This is a genomic window from Sphingomonas sp. FUKUSWIS1 (assembly GCF_000733135.1).
GTDB lineage: Bacteria > Pseudomonadota > Alphaproteobacteria > Sphingomonadales > Sphingomonadaceae > Sphingomonas > Sphingomonas aerolata.
The window spans coordinates 1-16551 of the sequence record NZ_JPJC01000045.1; the positions used below are offsets into that span (position 1 = coordinate 1).

The window sequence follows — 16551 nt, forward strand, 5'->3', positions numbered from 1 at the left end:
GGCGGCCCTCGCCGTGCTGCTGCGCGGCACGGGCCTGCACCCGGTCGAGAGCAACGGCGTGCTGGTGCTGCGACGCGCGCCACCGCGCCCGGGCCTGCGCACCGTCAGCGCACCCGCACCGGTAGCCACGCCGGCAGTCGCGGGGGGCGTCGCGGGGGGCGTGTCGACGCTGGCGGCTGAGCCGGTCGCGGTAGCCGACGACATCGTGGTCAATGGCTATCGCCGCAGCCTGCTCGCCGCGCAGGAGCTCAAACGCCGCGCGGTCGGGACCGAGGACAATATCGTCGCGTCCGACATCGCCGCCTTTCCCGACCTCAATCTCGCCGAAGCGCTGCAACGCGTCCCCGGCGTCGCGATCACCCGCGACACCGGCGAAGGCCGCCAGATCGCGCTGCGCGGGCTCGGCCCCGATTTCACGCGCACCCAGCTGAACGGCATGGAGGTGCTCGGCAATACCGCGTCGGGGATGGACAATCGCGGCAACGTCAGCCGCAGCCGCGGCTTCGACTTCAGCCTGTTCGCGTCCGAGCTGTTCAACCGCGTCAGCGTGCAGAAGAGCTATGCCGCCAATCAGGACGAAGGCGGCATCGCCGGGACGGTCCAGCTCTTCACCGCCAAGCCGTTCGACTATGACGGCCAGAAGATCGTGCTGTCGGCCAAGGGCCAGACCAACGACCAGACCAGCGGCATCACCCCGCGGCTCGTCGGGCTGTTCTCGCAGCGCCAGGGCGATTTCGGTGCGCTCGTTTCGGTCGCCTATTCGAAGATCCGCAACAACGAATATGGCTATCGCAACTGGAATTGGGGCAAGGTCACCTACGGCGCGAACAATATCGGGCCCGAGATCGATGCGGCGACACGCGCGCTGCTGCGCGGCGGCACGATCTTCGCACCGCAGGCGCAGTCGCCCTCGACCTGGTACACCGACCGCGAGCGGATCGGCGTCACCAGCGCGCTGCAATATCATCCGGGCGATCGGTTCAAGCTCGATGTCGACCTGCTCTACGGACACCTTGCCGACAAGCGTGACGACTGGGCGATCGCGGCGGGCGGCTATAACGCGCTGACCGGCAATGTCAGCGGCACGCAGGTCATCCGCTCCGCGACGATCCAGGGCAATTCGCTCGTCGCCGCCAGCTATACCGGGATCGACCAGCGGACCGAGCATCACCGGGTCGAGAACCAGACCGATTTCTATCAGGCGGTGGCCAATGCCGAATGGAAGGTCGGCGATCGCCTGACGCTGACCGCGCTCGCCGGCTATCAGAAGTCGGCGTTCGCGCAGCCGACGTTCGACAAGATCTTCCTGCAGGCGCGCAACACCGCGTTCAGTTTCGACATGCAGCCGACGATCCCGGTCAACACCTATGGCTTCGACCTGACCAAGCCGGCGAACTGGAACGTCCAGCGGCTGGTGACGCAGGAAAACACGATCGACAATGCGTACCGCAACGGCCAGCTCCAGGCGGTCTATACGGTGTCGCCGATCCTGAAGCTCGAGCTCGGCGGCGAGTATAAGCGCTTCACCAACAGCGGGTACCAGTATCTCACCAACATCTTCTACGGGACGCAGGCGACCAGCGACCGCGCGGTACCCGACGCGTTGAAATACGTGATCAACCGCGACAGCCTGATCCCCTATATCGGCGGCGACGTCGCGGGCATCTACGCGCTGCTCGGCAACAACCGGAACCTGACCGCGGCGAACCTGACCGCGGGCAGCGACTTCCGCATCCGCGAGACGAGCTGGGCGGGCTTCACGCAGCTCGATCTGGATACCGAACTCGGTTCGATGCGGCTGCGCGGCAATGCAGGCGTGCGCTATTATCATACCGCGCTGGTCTCCAGCGGGTCGCTCGCGACCGCGACCAACGGCGTCACGGTGCTCCAGCCCGTGACGGTCAAGACCAGCAACGACGACTGGCTGCCCGCGCTCAACATCGCGCTCGACCTCACGCCCAAGCTGATCGCGCGCGCGTCGGCGAGCCGCAACGTCAACCGTCCCGGCCTGCCGCAGCTTGCCGCTGCGGGCACGCTGACGGTCGCGCCGTTCGGCGGCACGGTGTCGGTCGGCAACCCCAACCTCCAGCCGTTCCGCTCGACCTCGGTGGAAGGCGGGCTGGAATATTATATGGATCGCAACGGCTTCGCGTCGGTCGGCGTGTTCTGGAAGGATCTGGCGAGCTTCATCACCTCGGAGACGTCGCAGGTGCCCTACAGCGCCACCGGCTTTCCGGTCTCGCTGCTGCTGCCGGGGCAGGACGGCACCACGCCGTACAACTATACGCGGCCCGTCAATGGCGACGGCGCCAGCATCCGCGGGGTCGAGGCCGCGGTCCAGCACGACTTCACCTTCCTGCCCGCGCCGTTCGACCATTTCGGCGTAGTCGCCAACGGCACCTGGATCGATGGCGACCAGAAGGCGATCTACAACGGCGTCGCCCAGACCATCCCGCTGTTCAACCTGTCGAAATGGGCCGCCAACGCGACGCTGTATTTCGAGACCGAGCGGTTCGGCGCGCGCGTCTCGACCGCCTATCGCAGCCGCTACATCACCGGCGCGGGCAGCAACGCCAATGTCGGCGACGGCATCCGGCCGACCAACAACGTCGATTTCCAGATCCGCTACAGCCCGGTCGAGAATCTGCGCTTCGTGATCGAGGGCATCAACGTCACCAACCGGCCGATCGAGCAGTTCGCCGATCTCAGCGCCGACCGGACGCTCGTCTACACGCGCAGCGGCCGCATCTTCACCTTCGGCGTGACCACCAGCTTCTGACCTTCGCGTCCGCGGCGCTCCCCGCCGCGGACGCGGGCGTACGGCGTATCTCCACACACCTGCCACGGGAGTTTGCATGAAAAGCCAAGCTACATTGTTGTCCGCCGTCGGCCTGGCCGCGGCGCTGCTGGCATCGCCCGCGCTTGGACAGGGCTGGCCGTCGCCGGTTGCGCCGCTGCCCGAACGCGCCACCGCGCTCGACAAGCGCTTCCAGCCCGCGGTCGACTTCGACACCGACGTCTGCTTCAACGTCCCCGCGGTCGACGCGTCGGGCGCGATCAGCCCGGCCGCCTCGACCTATGCGACGCGCCCGCCGGCATCGTGCCGCGCCGCGAACTACCGCACGCAGAGCAACGTCTATGCGCGCAGCCGCTGCAACAACGGCTATTGCGGGCGGGTCTACAGCTATTTCTGGCAGTCGGACTTCTCGCATGCGTTCGACTGGGAATCGATCATCGTCTGGACCACCGACCAGGGCACGAGCAGCCGGGTCGTCGGTGTCACCCGCGGCGATCACGGCGACTGGGATACGCGTCCGACCAGCGGCGGCCAGCTCCGCTTCGTCAGCGATGCGAGTGGCGAACACGTCAAGCTCGTCTTCCATTACGAGACCTGGGGCTTTTCGCACCTGTGGCGCTTTTCCAAGACCGATGGCGGCGACGAGCCGGCCGAGAACGGTACCGGCCAGTGGCTCATCCAGCCGCTGGTGAGCTGGAACGGCTATCCGTCGGTCGCGGTCCGCAACGCGGTGTCGAACTACGACTTCAAGGGCGCGAACTTCGACAACAAGGAAGCGCGCTTCGCCAGTACGCTGGCCGCGGCCAATGCCGGCGGCATCGCGCCGGGGTTCAATGCGAATGTCGATGCCGGCAGCAATTCGCCGGGCTGCCCGTCGGGCTCGACGCTCTGTTGATCCAGCCCCGCCCCGCGCCGCCAATGGCGACGCGGGGCGGTACCGGAGGCCGCATGCCGCTGCGCCCCGTCCGTCCTCCATCGTCGTTCGGCTGGATCGCGGCGGCGATCATGGTCGCGCTGTTCGGCGCGATCGTCGTCGTCGGCTGGCGCCAGCGGCAGCGCGACGTCGCAGCGACCGCGATCGCCGTCGTGCGGGCTCCGACCATCCCCGTCGCCAGGATCCCGCCATTACCAGAGGCGAGGCCGGCCGCGGTCGCACCGGTCGCCGCAAGCGTCGCGGTCGCACATCTCCGCACCGCCTACCCGCTGCTGTCCGACGTCACGATCGCCTGCCGCGACGATCGCTGCACGCTGACCGCTACGATCCGTCCGGTGACCGGGCAGGCGGATCTCGACCGGCGGCAGGAGATGCTGCTGGGGGGACTCGCCGCGGCGCTGGCTGCCGACGGATATCGGTTGGCGGTGCCGTTCCAGATGGACGAGGTCGCCGACAACCTGTTCCACATCCGCGCATCGGTGACGCCGCGATAACCCGACTGCGCCGCGTCAGGCGCGGACGAGGTGGATGTTCGGGTGGTCGGCGATGATCGTCAGGATGGTGTCGAAATAGGTCTCGCCGCGGCCCTGTTCGAGCGCGTCGAGCTGGGCGGTGATGCGTGCGGCGTCGAAGGCCGTGTTCTGGAGCTTGGCGCGGAGATGGGCTCTGGTGGCGTCGATGCCGAGCGCGGCGCGGCTCGTCTCGATATCCTGCCAGACGAGGATGACCGGCGCCTTGCCCGCAAGCGCGCCGTAGCCGCCGTAGAACAGGTCGTCGAGCGCATCGAGGCTGGGGCCGAGCGACCAGTCCTCGCCCGCCATGAAGACGCGGTTGATCTCGTCGTAGAAGCTCGCAATGTCGCGGATCGCGCGGCCGGCGATGGTGAGGGTCGTGGCCTTGGGGTCGTCGATCATCCGCGCGCTGGTCCGTCTGCTAGCTGGCGCCGGCCTCGATCCGGCACTGCGACATATCGGGGACAGCGCCCGCCGCGCGCGCGAGTTCCGTGCGCGCTGCGTCCATGTCGCGCCGGAAGTCGGGGGCGGTGTGCAGCGTGGCGACGAGCACCGCGCCGGCCATGAACCCCGCCTCGACCGCGCTGCGGCTGTGCGACCCGCAGATGTAGCGGCTCTCGCCGTAGATCCGCCCGCGGCGCAGGATCGCGGTCGCGCGGTCGGGCATGAGTTCGGCGAGGATCAGCGCCGCCGACCAGCCGGATGTCGTGTGGCCGGACGGATAGTCGCCATTGCCCGCGAGATGCGCGGTCTTCGGCTCGCAGATCGGCAGGTCGCCGGTCAGATAGGGACGGCGCACCGCAAAGCCGTCCTTGGCGCGGCCGACCATATTCTGGTCGGCCATCCGCGCGAAGATCCGCGCGAGCGCGGGGGAGGACTGCGGACCGAGCTTGCGGCCGATCGCGCAGGCAAAGACGGTGTAGCGATCGTCGGTCACGTCGCGCGTCGCGAGCGCCCCGCGCGGCGTGCCGAGCAGCGCGCGGGTCTCAGCGAAGGTCGCGCGATCGTCGCGGTCGACGGGCGAGCCGGGTTTTGGCGGCGCGGGGAGGATCTGCATCAGGTCGGGCATCGGATGGCCGGCCAGATAGGCCTTGGGCACGTCCGCTGCGGCGACCAGCGCGAGCGCGGCAATAAGAAACGGCTTCATCGGGCGGATCCTTCGAGGTCGCCGCATGGCTTGGCGATGCGGACCGGGTTGCAGCGCGCGACATGGCCGTCGGGGAGCGCGACGCGGTAGCCGCCGGCGAAGCGCGGGTCGGGCCAGAGATAGTCGGTCGAGACATAATGCGCGCCGCCCGCGAGCGCGGTGTCGCGCGGCACGCCGTCATTGGCGCGCGCCTCGCGCGTGTTGGCGTCGGCGCGGGTGCGGATGAGGAAGCCCGCGCGCACGTCGCGGCGGATGCGTTCGGCGTCGCGGACCGGGTCGTTGAGCGTCAGATAGGCGGCGGCGGGCGACGCCTCGTCGGTGTTGATGAAGAACACCCGGCCTTCGAGCGAGCGCCGCGCGCCGCGATAGACCGCGACCTTGGCGGGGGGCTCATCGAGCGCGAAGAGGAACTTGCCGCGCGACGCCTCGAGCAGCGGCCAGTTGCCGGCGAGGACGGCGTCACGGAGCGTAGGATAGCGCCCCTGCACGTCGTCGGGCACGATCAGCCTGGCCGGCGCGAGCACCGAGCGGATCTCCGCATCGAGCGCGTCATAGGCGGCCGCGTCGAACGGCAGCGCGTCGATGCCGCCGCGCGCGGCGTTCTGTTCGTCCTTGGCGTTGAACATCAGCAGGATCGGGACGTGGCGCGGATGGCGGGCCGACCAGTCGCGGACGATTGTCAGGCATTCGGTGAGCAGGACGCAGCTCGACGCGTTGTCGATGCCGGGGATGTGCAGCACCTTGAAGCCCGGCCGCTGCAGCTTCGGGTCCGACGAGCCGCGCGCATAATGCCCGCCCTGCGGATCATAGTTCACGTCGATCTCGAGCTGGCGCGCGCCCGCGTCGAGCTGGCCGACGAGGCTGCGATGCGCATAGTCGAGCGCGTCGGCCATCGCCGGATCGGCGGCGCGCACCTTCGCCATCGTCGCGGCGGGCATCGGCTGTTTGTAGCTGTTGTGGGTGCCGATGACGGCGATGTCGTTGATCCGCAGCGGCGCGGCATCCTTCGCGGTCGCGGGGCCTGCGAGCATGGCGAGGGGGAGAACCGCTGCGGTCGCCCGCAGCATCGTCGAGATACGCATGATTGTCCTGCCCTGTTGGCGCCCGGCCGGCGTGGTCCGCGGGCTATGGCCGCGCCAGATGACGCGAGGACGACCGTTCTGTTACGCGACCGTCTTAATTGGGCGCGCGGCGGCCCGCGCGATGGGGCCGCAGATTGTGTATCGCGGTCTCTAAGCCATTAACTAATTGGACAATATCGGGTGATACTCGCTGTCCCCTCAGTGGGGGACAGCGTGTTTAGACCTTGGATATGGATGTGCGGCGTGGCCGCGCTGGGCAGCGCGACGCCGCTGTCCGCGGAACTGAACGTGCCGATCGCGGCGCGGGTCGTGTCGTTCCTTCAGCCCGGTCCGGCGGGGACGGTCGCCGCGGCGATCGTGTTCGAACCGGGCAATGCGGCATCGGAGGCCGAGGCGGCGGCGATCGAGCGGGCGATCGGATCGGGGCTGGCCGCCGGACGCAGCGCGATCCGCGCGCGCCGCGTGCCGGTCGGCGCGATCGGGTCGCTGGCCGGATTCCGGCTCGCCTTCGTCACGACGGGATTGCGCCCGGAGCATGCCGGCATCGCCGCCGCGGCCGCCAGATCGTCCGTCCTGACGATCTCGTCGGATCCCGCCTGCGTGCAGACCGCGCGGTGCGTGGTCGGCATCACCTCGGGTCCCAAGACCCAGATCACCGTCAATCGCGCCGCGGCGCGGGCTGCCAATATCAGATTCGGGTCGGCATTCCTGATGCTGATCAAGGAAATTTAACGATGACCGTTTCGACTTTCGCCACCGGATTGCGCGCCATGCTGACGGCTGGTGCAGTGCTGTGTCCGGCCGTCGCAGGGGCGCAGGCCGTCGATTACCAGGCGTTGCAGGAGACGATCGGCGAGCCGGTGACGACCAGCGTCACGGGCAAGCCCCAGCGCGCGTCCGAACTGCCCGCGTCCGCGATCATCATCACGCGCGAGGATATCGCCCGGTCGCCGGCCCGCGACGTACCCGGGCTGCTGAAGACGCATGCCGGCATCGACGTGAACAGCTGGACCGCGGGGCAGAGCGACGTATCTGTGCGCGGCGGCGTGCAGACCTATAATGCGCGGCTGCTGGTGCTGGTCGACGGACGCCAGGTCTATCTCGATCACTACGGGATGACCGACTGGAATCTCCTGGGCGTCCAGCTCGAGGAGATCCAGCAGATCGAGCTGGTGCGCGGGCCGGCAAACGCGCTGTTCGGGTTCAACGCCGCCAGCGGTGTCGTCAACATCATCACCCGGCGCGTCGGCCAGACGCCGACCGTCACCGCGACCGCCGAGCTCGGCAATCACGACATCAGCCGGCTCGCCGGGTCGGTGACGCTGCCCGTCACCCCGGCGATCGGCATCCGGCTGGCCGGGGTCCGCGCGCGCGAGGACGAGCGCCGCATCCCGGCGACGCTGCTGCGCCCGGCGATGGTCAGCGACGTCGCGAGCGACCAGGTGTCGGGCGACATCACCGGTTCGTTCGACGGACTGGAGACGGTGCTGGGCGGCGGCCATTCGACCAATCGGCAGGCCGAGTATCTGCCGAGCCAGCTGCTGTCGAACCAGCGCTATCGCAGCGACAACGTCCATGCCTCGGCCACGCGCGACACGGGCTGGGGCGGCGTGACGCTGGGCGGCTATGTCAACTGGCTCGATGTGCAATATGGCGTCGGCGCGACGGCGGATGCGACCGAGCCGCTTGGGTTCAAGAACCGGATCATCGTCACCCGGGCGTCGACGCTGGTCCGGCTGGGCAAGAGCGATACGCTGCGGCTCGGCGGCGAATATCGCAACAACCGGCTGCGCTCGGCCTATCAGTTCGCCGAGCGGATCTCCTATGACGTCGGATCGGCCAATGCGATGCTCGACCTGCATCCGGACGAGGCGATTTCGATCACCGCGGCGGCGCGGATCGACCGGCTCTGGCTGCACCAGGCGGGCGCGATCGCGCAGCCGAGCTATGACGTGGCGAGCGATTTCGACCGCGCCTTCACCCGGTTCAGCTTCAACGTCGCGCTGCTCGTCCAGACCGATGCGCGCGGCCAGCTGCGGATCAACGGCGGTCGCGGCTACCAGCTGCCGTCGCTGGTGAATTACGGGATCCGCCTGCCGATCATCACCCCGGCGCCGGTGCCGATCTTCGTGGCAGGGTCGCCGCGGATCGATCCGGTCGGCGTATGGAGCGGCGAGGTCGGCTATGCGCGGACGATCGGCGGCACGCAGATCGAGGCGAACGCGTTCGTGACGAAGACGGACAATGCGATCGCGTCGCCGGGCGACGGCCTGCAGACCGAGCTGTTCCTGACCCCGCTGCCCTCGCTCGTCGCGCGGTTCACGGCGATCGGCGACTATACCACCTATGGCACCGAGGTGTCGGCGTCGGGCGCGGTCGGTGCGCTCACATGGCGCGCCAATTACACCTGGACGCACACCGACGAGCAGCTGGCGTCGCTGACGCTGCCGATCCCCTATGCGCTGTCGCCCAAGTCGACGACGCCGGTCCACAAGGCCAATTTGGCGCTCGGCTATGACATCGGGCGACTGTCGCTGTCGGGGGTCGCGCGCTACACCTCGTCGACGCGGCAATTCGCCTTCTCGTCGACGCCGCAGCTGCTGCTCTACCGGGTCGACGACGCGGTGGCGCTCGATGCACGGGCGGGGCTGCGGCTGACCTCCGCGCTCGAAGTCTATGTCGCGGGCGAAAATCTGGCGCTGGCCGACGGCGCCGCGGTATCGCCGATCCCGGCGGATCGTCGCGTGCGTGCAGGGGTGCGACTTGCGCTTTAACGCGTTCTTCCGGCTGTCGGACCGGCTCGACCGCAGGCTGGCGCTCGCCGACCGGCCGATCGCGGTCAAGGTCGCGGCGACGCCGGTCATCATGCTGGTGCTGTTCGTGGTGATGGCGCTGGCCAGCACCGCGGCGCTGCTGATCACCGGGCGCAGCGTCGACGACATCGTCAATCGCGACATGCGCGATATCAAGCAGCTCAACGCGATTACGCAGCGGTTCGATATCGCCAACGCGAACGTCTATCACCTGCTGGTCACGAAGGCGGCGACGCCGACGATCGCGGTCGACGGGCAGGTGGCGGCGATCCACCGCGATCTGGCCCGGGTCCGTACGGCGCTGGTCGGCTACCGGCGCAGCCACGCCGGGCAGCGCGCACAGCTGGGCCCGGTGCTCGCCGATCTGGACCGATATACCGCGACCGTCGACGTGCTGACGTCGATGCTCGAGGTCGACTTTGCCAGCACCGCGGCGATGGTCGACCCGTTTCGCGCCAATGCGCAGCAGATCGATGCGCGGATCCGGCGCGTGACCGCCGCGGGGATAGGCCGCGCCGGGCAGGCGGCATCGGGGGCGCTGCTGGTCACGCATGTCACGATCGCGATCCTGCTGCTCGTCCTGCTCGTCGGCACGGGCGGCAGCCTGGTGATGGCCTATGTGATCGGGCGATCGATCATCGGTTCGATCACCGATATTGCGGCGGCGACGGACGCGGTGATGCATGAGGCCGCGATCGATCTGTCGACGCTCAAGCGGCATGACGAGCTGGGGCTGGTCGTCACCGCGCTGACGACGTTCCAGACGCAGCGCGAGGATGCGAAACGCCTCGCGGATCAGGCCGAGCTGCTGCGCCTCCATGCCGAGGAGGAAAAGGCGCGCCAGGCCAGCGCGATCGCCGAGGTCGAGGCGCAGGCGCGGCGCGAGCGCGAGGCCACGCTGGCCGCGCTGGCCGAGGCGTTCGAACGCCAGGTCGGCGGCATCATCCGCGAGGCGCAGGAGGCGATGGCGCTGCTCGAGGCGAATGCGATCAGCCTGCACGAGACGATCGAGGGCAATCGCCGGCTGGCACAGGAGCTCGACGCGATCGCGCAGCTGTTCGCGACCGAGATGCTCGAGGCGGGCAAGGAGACGCATCTGCTGGCGCACACCTTCGAGGAGATCGACCGGGAGGTGGCGGGAACCAGCCTGGCCGCAAGGTCGATCAGCGACCATGCGCGCAGTGCCAACGACACCGTCGCGCTGTCGCAGGAACAGGCCAGCAGCATCGAGCAGATCGTCGACGTGATCAGTGCGATCACCAAGCAGACCAACCTGCTCGCGCTCAATGCGACGATCGAGGCGGCGCGCGCGGGACCTGCGGGCGCGGGCTTTTCGGTGGTGGCGGCCGAGATCAAGTCGCTGGCGACGCGGACGGGCGCGAGCGCGGGCGACGTGCGCTCGAAGATCGAGGCGGTCCAGGACCAGATCCGGTCGGTCGTGGCGAGCACGGGCAGTCTGGGGGCGCTGATCAACGGCATGGACGACGGTGCGGGCCGGGTGGCGGCGATGTCGCGTGCGCAGGCGCAGGCGATCGAACAGCTCAACGGGCGGATCGAGGCGGTCGAGGACCGCAGCCAGATGCTCACCGAGGCGAGCCAGCAGATCGCATCGTCGGTCGATCGCAACCTCGCTTCGGTCGACGAGGTCCAGCGGACCGGCGCGATGCTCAAGCGGACGCTGCAGTCACTGGCCGACGACGCGCATGCCTTTACCAGCCATTTCCTTGGCGATGACGCAGGTCCTGATCGGAAGCAACGGCAAGTCGCGTGATCTTGCCGGACTGAGGCGCCGCGAGACCCGGTCCGCGCTCAGCTGCGCTGGCGGCGTTGCGCGTGAAGTTCGGCCTTGGCGAGCAGCGCGTGGAGATCGTCGCGGGCGATGTCGAAGCTTTCGTGCATATCCTCGAGCGCGGCGTCGATGTCGTCGGGGTGAAATCCCGCGGCGCGGCGGTCGGCCGCGATCGCGGCGGGGGGCAGCGCGCTGTGATGCGGATAGGGGTGCCGCGTCACGCGGTAGAAGAGGACGGCGACCAGCACGAGCACGACCGAATTGAGCGCGACGGGGACGAGCGCGAAGGCGTAGCCCGCCGCATGGATGCCGGGTCCGCCGATCACCGCGGTCAGCGCCGCGGCGCCACCGGGCGGGTGCAGGCAGCGGAGCAGCGACATCGCCAGGATCGCAGCCCCGACCGCCACACCCGCGGCCAGCCTGGCGTCGGGGATGAGCTGAAACGCGGCGACGCCGATCGCGGCGGACAGCGTGTTGCCGCCGATCACCGGCCAAGGCTGCGCCAGCGGGCTCGACCGGACCGCAAAGACGAGCACCGCCGACGCCCCCAGCGGCGCGACGATCTGGGGAACGTCGCCGACGGGGAGCAGCGCAACGCAGACGAGCATCGTCAGCGCGATGCCGATACAGGCGCCGACGCCCCCGAGCAGACGGTCAGCAGGAAAGGCCTTCGCCCAGAAGGCTTTGGCGCGGGGCAGGGGCATGAGCGATCGTCCGTGTGGCTGAGCGTGCCGCCCCTACGCTGCGCCCGTGCATTTCGCTATGTCGCGCGTCACCGGGATCGCTAGAGGACGGTAAAGATGGATGATGGGCAGGCATGATGCTGGGGGATGTGACCAGGCGGCGTATCGGCCGGGAGGCGGAGCCGCTGGTGATCATCGACGGCTTTGCCGAGGATCCGGACGGATTGCGCAAGGCCGCGGCGGACGCGGCGTTCGGATCCGCGGGCGAGCATTATCCCGGTCTGCGCGCGGCGCTGCCCGAGCGCTATCTGGCCGACCAGCTTCCGCGGATCGCCCGCGCGCTGGGCCGCGATTTCGGGCCGTGCCGCCGCATCCATGTCGTCGATGCGCAATTCTCGATCGTCACGGTGACGCCCGACGCGCTCGAGATCCGGCAACGACTGCCGCATGTCGATGCCTATGCGCGCGACCGGGTCGCGCTGATCCATTATCTGTCGCCGACGAACCGCGACGGGACCGCCTTCTTCCGTCATCGCGCCACCGGGTTCGAGACGGTCGACGAGACGCGCGCGCCCGACTTCTTCGAACGGCTAGGCCGCGAGGTCGCGGCGATGCCGCCGCACGGCTATATCGCCGACGATACCGCGTGGTTCGAGCGGACCGCGCTGGTCGATGCCGCCTATAACCGGGCGCTGCTGTACCGCAGCTATGTGCTGCACAGCGGCGCGATCGCGCGCGACGCGGTGTTGTCGGCGGATCCGGCGGCGGGGCGGCTGACGATCACCGCGTTCCTCGCGATCGAATGAGGCTATGGCCGGCCCGCCCAGCGGATCGCGTTGACGAGCACGCGCCGATAGGTCGGATCGTCATAGGCCTCTGGCAAATGGCCGAGCGCCGAATAGACCACCCGGCCCTTGGTGCGCGGGTTGGTCCAGATGACGGGGTGCGTGCCCATCGCGAGCTTCGCGCCCGGACGGTAGCTCGCCTCGTCGAGCGTCGCGAGCACGGTCATGCCGCGGGCGGCCGGATTGGCGTTGAAGGAATACCATTCGTCGACCGCGGTCCAGGGCAGGCGCACCCCCGCCATGACCGGATGGTCGGGGCGATCGACGACGAGCCGCGCGCGCTGGAACTGATCCTCGCCGCCCGGATGGCCGATGAACTTCGTGCCGATCACCGTGTCGCTATACCAGGCGTCGGTGTGGCTGTCGTCGCCCGCGGCATGCAGCGCGACGACGCCGCCGCCACGCGCGACGAAGCGGGCGAAGGCCGCGCGCTGGTCTGGCGTCAGGAAGGCGCCGCTGGCGCTGTTGAGCACGACGACGGAGAAGTGGCGCAATTGTTCGTCGTTGAAGACCGCCGCATTCTCGGTGGCGTAGCTTGTCCGACCCAGGCCCTGCACGATGTCGGCGAGTACGCGGTTCGAGTGCGGGATATGCTCGATATGCCGCCAGCCATTGGTCTTCGACACGATCAGCACCGCGCGTTGCAGGCCCTTGGGCAGCACGGGGGCGACGGTGTCGGTCGTGGCCTTCGGCAAATGCGGATCGGGCGCGGCCTGCGCCGTGGTGAGCAGGGCGGCCAGCGCCAACATCTTGAGCATCGTGCAATCTCCCGCCCGGTCCTAGCGCGTGGGACCATCGGAGTTCAACTGGTAGCGATAACGCGCTATGCTGGGTCATAAATATGATGGGGGAGTTGAGGGCGAATGTCTGGAAGATCCAAGCGCGCGCTGGTCGCGCTGATGCTGGTGTCCGCGCCTGCGACCGCGCAGACGTCACAGGACCGGGCGCGGGCGATTGCGGGCGAGCCCGCCGCGGGGCCGCAGCGGCTCACGCTGACCGACGTTCCCGTGGCGACGGGCAAGCCGACCGCGCTGTTCGACGGACGCAGTCTCACGGGCTGGACCGCGTGGCTCGGCTATCCCGACCCGTCGATCACCTATCAGGCAAAGCCGGGCACGCCGCCGATCGGCACGAGCCGGGATACCAAGGGCGATTTCGCGGTGCGCAGCGTCGACGGGGCGCCGGCGATCTGGGTGAAGGGCGAGACCTGGGGCAGCCTGGTCCACGAGGCAGACCTTCGCGACTATCACCTGCGGCTGCAGTTCAAATGGGGCGCCAAAACCTGGGCGCCGCGCGCGACGCAGCCGCGCAACAACGGCCTGCTCTATCATACCCATGGCGCGCCGGGCGAGGTCTTCGGCACGTGGCGGCCGTCGGTCGAGTTCGAGATCATGACCGGATCGACCGGGATGATCGTCGCGGTGGGGAGCAAGCTGCGCGGTCGTACCGGGGTGACGTTCGATCCGTCGCTGGTCGAACCGCATCTCCGCTTCCGTGCCGGGGGGCGCGAGATCGACATCGTCAACGGCACGCCGACCTGGAACGTCGAGGCAGCGACCGACGCCGAACGGCCGGTCGGCGCGTGGAACACGCTCGACCTCTATGTCGTCGGCGACCGCGCGGTGCATGTCGTCAACGGCGTACCGGTCGGCGAAGTGCATGATCTGGCGACGATCGGCCCCGACGGCCGGCGGCCGCTGACGCATGGCCAGATCCAGCTGCAATCCGAAGGCGCCGAGACCTGGTTCCGCGCGATCACGGTCGAGCCGATCACGACCCTGCCGAAGATCGTCGTGGGGCAGTAGGGGGCGGGACAGTAGGGAGCGGGGCGTCCGCGGCTGCGGGCTGGTCGCGCCAGATCCAGCGCAGCATGTCGGGCAGGATCGCGCCGCCGTCCGCGTCCGAATGGCCACCGCGCGTCCAGGCTGTTCGGACGTCGTAGCGCGGGCCCGGGCGGTGCTCCGCATCGGCCTGCGCATTGGCCCATGCGAGGCTCTTTGCCATCTGCTGGTTGGCGAGAAACCAGTTGCCATGTTCGTTGTCGAGATCGGCGGCCCCGTCCTGCAGGACGATGCGCAAGGGGCGGATCGGGCTCTTGCGGATGAGCCCGGGATAGAGGTCGCCGCCGAGCGTGCGCGGTGCGCCGTCCGGGCCGAGCGTGAGGCCGATCGACGTATAGCTGCCGATGAAGCTGATCACATTGCCGAACGCTTCCGGATGCCGCCAGGCGATCGTCCAAGAGGCGATCGCGCCGCTCGACGTGCCGCCGATCGCGCGGCGCCTCGGATCGTCGGCGAACCGCCAGCGTGCCGCGACCGCGGGCAGCAGTTCGTTGAGCGTCATCCAGCCATAATCGTCGGACAGCGCGTCATATTCCTCCACCCGGTGATCCGGGTTGGCCATGCCGAGCGTGTCGGGATAGTGCGTCGCGCGGTGACCGGGGGTCACGAAGATGCCGAGCGTCGGCGGAATCGCGTGCTGCAGGATCAGCGTGTCGAGGACCGCGGGGACCCTGAGCGACCCTGCCGGATTCGTCGCGCGCTGCCCGTCCTGGAACAGCAGCAGATTGGGCGGGCGGCGTGGATCATAGCCTGACGGGACATAGACCCAGTAGCGCCGGACCGTACCGGGAAAGCGCTGCGACCGGAGTTCGAACGGGCCGGCCAGCGTACCCCGGAGTGCCGGCGCGGGGGCCGGTGGGGGTGTGGTCCGCGCTGGGGTCTGCGCAGCTGTTGCCGACACGGTCAACGCGGCGCCCAGCAGGGCCGCCGCCGTCAGGATCTCGCGCATCTCCGCCCCCCGCATAGTGTCGGGTCAGCCTAGCACAGCGCGGGCACGGTGCGAATCGATGCGGCGGGTCGGGATTATCTCCCGGCGCGGGGAGATTGTCGGCATCCGGATCGTTCAATCCCCGTCCGATCGGCCCCTGCGTCCGATGTCACACGGGGGAGACGAGACGATGCGTATGACGGCGTTCGGCGACGCAAGGGTCTAGGCGAGGATGAGCCGGCCCGGGATCAGGCGCATCGTCGTCATCGCCGCGGTTCTGCTGGGCCTGTGCGGGATCGCGTTCGCAGCAATCGCGTACCGGCCCGCGATCGCCCGCGTGACGCGCCCCGATCCCCGGCAGTTCGATCCCGCGCTGGTCGCGCGCGGTGCAAATCTGGCACGACTGGGCAATTGCGTCAGCTGCCATCAGGCGGCGGGCGGGCGTCCCTATGCGGGCGGCTATCCGATCAAGACGCCGTTCGGGACGATCTACGGCAGCAACATCACGCCCGACTCCGCGACCGGGATCGGATCATGGTCGCCAGCCGCGTTTCGCCGGGCGATGCGCGAGGGCGTCGGGCGCGACGGCAGCCATCTCTATCCGGCCTTTCCCTATACGCATTATGCGGGCGTGGCGGACGGCGATGTGGACGCGCTCTACGCGTTCCTGATGACCCGGCCGGCGGTGCGCGCAGTGCCGCCCGCGAACCGGATGATCCCGCCGCTCGGCTTCCGGCCGCTGCTGGCGGGCTGGAAGCTGCTGTTTTTCGATCCGCAGCCGGTGGTCGCCGATCCGCGCCAGTCGGCCGTGTGGAACCGGGGGCGCTATATCGGCGAGACGCTGGCGCATTGCACCGCCTGTCACAGTCCGCGCGGGCTGTTGCAGCAGGAGAAGCGCGGCGACCGGGCCTATGACGGCGGCTGGTCGGGCGGCTGGTATGCGCCGCCGATCAACGCGCGCTCGCCCGCGGTCCGCGCCTGGACCGTCGAGCGGCTCGACGCCTATTTCCGGACAGGGCTCAGCACCGCGCATGCCGCGGCGGCGGGGCCAATGGGGCCGGTCACCTATAATCTCGCGCGTGCGGCGCCGGCCGATGTCCGCGCGCTCGCGACCTATTATGCGTGGCAGATGCGCGCTGCGCCTGCCGCGCGGGCCGAGCCGCGGCTGCCCGATCGTCGC

At 69.0% G+C, this 16551-nt stretch carries 15 protein-coding genes; 9 read left to right on the top strand and 6 right to left on the bottom strand.

Annotation, left to right across the window (positions count from 1 at the left end):
* From sphsw_RS04020 to sphsw_RS04030, 3 genes are all read left to right on the top strand, one after another.
* Positions 1-2779, top strand: a 2779-nt coding sequence (locus sphsw_RS04020; protein ID WP_031439486.1) for a TonB-dependent receptor, incomplete at its 5' end; no start/stop codon positions are given.
* A 76-nt stretch (positions 2780-2855) separates the two neighbouring features.
* On the top strand, positions 2856-3692 hold the full coding sequence (locus tag sphsw_RS18250; RefSeq protein ID WP_081874119.1) for an NPP1 family protein: 837 nt from the start codon (positions 2856-2858) through the stop codon (positions 3690-3692).
* 53 nt (positions 3693-3745) lie between these two features.
* A complete protein-coding gene (locus sphsw_RS04030; protein WP_152555375.1) occupies positions 3746-4225 on the top strand; it encodes a hypothetical protein in 480 nt (159 codons plus the stop codon).
* 15 nt (positions 4226-4240) lie between these two features.
* Here the strand turns inward: sphsw_RS04030 and sphsw_RS04035 are convergent, their stop codons facing one another.
* The 3 genes from sphsw_RS04035 to sphsw_RS04045 are packed head-to-tail and all read right to left on the bottom strand — an operon-like array spanning position 4241 to position 6472.
* Positions 4241-4645, bottom strand: coding sequence for a barstar family protein (locus sphsw_RS04035; protein ID WP_031439488.1), 405 nt, complete (start codon positions 4643-4645; stop codon positions 4241-4243).
* A gap of 19 nt (positions 4646-4664) precedes the next feature.
* Positions 4665-5390: an acid phosphatase gene (locus sphsw_RS04040; RefSeq protein ID WP_042466536.1), complete on the bottom strand. Its 726-nt coding sequence runs from the start codon at positions 5388-5390 to the stop codon at positions 4665-4667.
* Positions 5387-6472, bottom strand: coding sequence for a Ca2+-dependent phosphoinositide-specific phospholipase C (locus tag sphsw_RS04045; RefSeq protein WP_200874008.1), 1086 nt, complete (start codon positions 6470-6472; stop codon positions 5387-5389). Before sphsw_RS04045 ends, sphsw_RS04040 begins: the two co-directional genes overlap by 4 nt.
* Positions 6473-6715: 243 nt before the next feature.
* Between sphsw_RS04045 and sphsw_RS04050 the strand changes: the two genes are divergently transcribed.
* Genes sphsw_RS04050 through sphsw_RS04060 form a run of 3 tightly spaced genes read left to right on the top strand, consistent with a single transcriptional unit; the run spans position 6716 to position 11056 of the window.
* Positions 6716-7204: a YfiR/HmsC family protein gene (locus sphsw_RS04050; protein WP_159043639.1), complete on the top strand. Its 489-nt coding sequence runs from the start codon at positions 6716-6718 to the stop codon at positions 7202-7204.
* A 2-nt stretch (positions 7205-7206) separates the two neighbouring features.
* Positions 7207-9246, top strand: coding sequence for a TonB-dependent receptor plug domain-containing protein (locus tag sphsw_RS04055; RefSeq protein ID WP_031439492.1), 2040 nt, complete (start codon positions 7207-7209; stop codon positions 9244-9246).
* A complete protein-coding gene (locus sphsw_RS04060; RefSeq protein WP_031439493.1) occupies positions 9236-11056 on the top strand; it encodes a methyl-accepting chemotaxis protein in 1821 nt (606 codons plus the stop codon). The genes sphsw_RS04055 and sphsw_RS04060 overlap by 11 nt, the downstream gene beginning before the upstream one ends.
* A gap of 38 nt (positions 11057-11094) precedes the next feature.
* Here the strand turns inward: sphsw_RS04060 and sphsw_RS04065 are convergent, their stop codons facing one another.
* Complete coding sequence (locus sphsw_RS04065; RefSeq protein ID WP_031439494.1) at positions 11095-11778, bottom strand: HPP family protein; 684 nt, start codon at positions 11776-11778, stop codon at positions 11095-11097.
* Positions 11779-11891: 113 nt separating this feature from the next.
* Here sphsw_RS04065 and sphsw_RS04070 point away from each other — a divergent pair, with 113 nt between their 5' ends.
* Positions 11892-12563 carry a DUF6445 family protein gene (locus sphsw_RS04070; protein WP_042466538.1) on the top strand — a complete coding sequence of 224 codons (672 nt, stop codon included), beginning with the start codon at positions 11892-11894 and terminating at the stop codon, positions 12561-12563.
* Between the two features lie 2 nt (positions 12564-12565).
* Here the strand turns inward: sphsw_RS04070 and sphsw_RS04075 are convergent, their stop codons facing one another.
* Positions 12566-13360, bottom strand: coding sequence for a ThuA domain-containing protein (locus sphsw_RS04075; RefSeq protein ID WP_031439496.1), 795 nt, complete (start codon positions 13358-13360; stop codon positions 12566-12568).
* 105 nt (positions 13361-13465) lie between these two features.
* Between sphsw_RS04075 and sphsw_RS04080 the strand changes: the two genes are divergently transcribed.
* On the top strand, positions 13466-14407 hold the full coding sequence (locus tag sphsw_RS04080) for a 3-keto-disaccharide hydrolase (protein ID WP_052380836.1): 942 nt from the start codon (positions 13466-13468) through the stop codon (positions 14405-14407).
* Here sphsw_RS04080 and sphsw_RS04085 read toward each other — a convergent pair.
* The gene (locus sphsw_RS04085) at positions 14373-15392 is read right to left on the bottom strand and encodes an alpha/beta hydrolase (protein ID WP_052380837.1); all 1020 of its coding nucleotides are present in this window, start codon (positions 15390-15392) and stop codon (positions 14373-14375) included. The genes sphsw_RS04080 and sphsw_RS04085 overlap by 35 nt on opposite strands.
* Positions 15393-15603: 211 nt before the next feature.
* Between sphsw_RS04085 and sphsw_RS04090 the strand changes: the two genes are divergently transcribed.
* Positions 15604-16551: cytochrome c (locus sphsw_RS04090; RefSeq protein WP_042466540.1), on the top strand; the 948-nt coding region annotated here is incomplete at its 3' end.